This is a genomic window from Pseudomonas sp. 30_B (assembly GCF_017491605.1).
Classification (GTDB): domain Bacteria; phylum Pseudomonadota; class Gammaproteobacteria; order Pseudomonadales; family Pseudomonadaceae; genus Pseudomonas.
The window spans coordinates 1-584 of the sequence record NZ_JAFGYY010000117.1; the positions used below are offsets into that span (position 1 = coordinate 1).

A 584-nucleotide genomic window follows, 5' to 3' on the forward strand; every position below is an offset into this window, starting at 1 on the left:
GCGTTGATCCGGCTCGCGCTGCCGCCTTCGTCGATCAAAGCGTTCTTGTAGGCAACGGCGTCGTCGATCAAGTAGGCGTCGATCGGCCGCGAGCCGATTCGCTTCTCGAAGTCCGCGAACGCCCGCTCTTTGGCCGTGATCGTGCGCGCCGTGTTGTCGAGAGCCTTTTCCTTCTTGTAGAGCTTCGCCACGTCGGCGAACGGCTTGGCCTTGCGCTTCGTTTCCTGCACGGCTTTCTGGGCGGCGAACGCGGCGGCGACGGACGGCGAGAAGGCGGGCAAGTCGAACGAGGGCGGGGCCGGGACGGCGGCGGCGAAGCGGTCGCCGAACAGCTCTTTGGCGCGGCGGACGTCGTCGTCGGTTTTGATGTCCTTGACCTGGGTGCCGTCCGGGAAGATCACGTCGAGCCGTTTGAGCGATTCGGCGTCGAGGTTGAAGTCTGCGGCCTTCGGCTTGTCGTCCGGCGTCTTCATGGCGAGTTCGAGATTGAACGCGAGCGCCAACAGTCTAGCCTGCCGGAAGTCTTTCGTGCGCAGCGAGCGCTTGACCTCCTCGCCGCCGCAGGCGAGCCGGAGGTAAAAGAC

At 64.9% G+C, this 584-nt stretch carries 1 protein-coding gene; it reads right to left on the reverse strand.

The genetic code is table 11. The features are described 5' to 3' along the window. A partial coding sequence (locus tag J5M67_RS27490) for a hypothetical protein (RefSeq protein ID WP_207888550.1) occupies positions 1–584 on the reverse strand: 584 nt, incomplete at both ends.